At 70.0% G+C, this 717-nt stretch carries 1 protein-coding gene; it reads right to left on the minus strand.

The window, feature by feature from the left end; all coding sequences use genetic code 11:
- Nucleotides 1-14 precede the first annotated feature (14 nt).
- Nucleotides 15-717: class I SAM-dependent methyltransferase (locus AC5RTT_RS20685; RefSeq protein ID WP_494146725.1), on the minus strand; the 703-nt coding region annotated here is incomplete at its 5' end.

The raw sequence follows: 717 nt of genomic DNA on the forward strand, positions 1-717 counted from the left end.
GTGGGCCCATCCGGCTAAAGCCCCGGAGCCACCGCTTCCCAGTCCACCGTCAGTTCGCCAAGCCGCCAGCGGGCAGGACCGTCCTGCACCGGCCAGCCGGCGTCCCGCAATGACCGGCACATGCCCTGCCACCGCTGCCGGTTGCCGAACGACGCCAGGGGAGCGGCTTCCAGCCAAGCGCGGTCCATCGCCTGCAGCAGCCCGTGCACCCGTTCGCCGGGCACGTTGCGGTGTATGAGCGCCTTTGGCAGGCGTTCGGCCACATCGGAGGGCAGGTTGAAGCTGCCGAAGCGGACGGAAATGCTCAGTGACAGCGGCCTTTCGGCGTCGAGCGCCACCCACGTCACCCGCCGGCCGATCTCATCGCAGGTCCCGTCAATGAACAGGCCGTCGTCCGAGAGGCGGTCCTGGACAAGCCGCCAGATGCCCGCGACGTCCGCCTCCTCATACTGCCGCAGCACATTAAAGGCACGCACCAGGACGGGGCGGCCGGGGACGGGAAGTTCGAAGCCGCCCACGTGGAAGCTCAGGCCCGGCCGCTGAAGGGGCAAGGCGGCATTGACCCGCGAGGGTTCTATCTCGATGCCGCAGACCTGGACATCCGGCCGGACGGCGGCCAGCCGTGCATAGAGTTCGACGGCGGTGGCCGGCGTGGCCCCATAGCCCAGGTCCACCACCAGCGGGTCAGCCGCGGAGCGGAGGCGCCAGGCCTGGGGT

It is taken from the genome of Arthrobacter sp. Y3221157 (assembly GCF_059089865.1).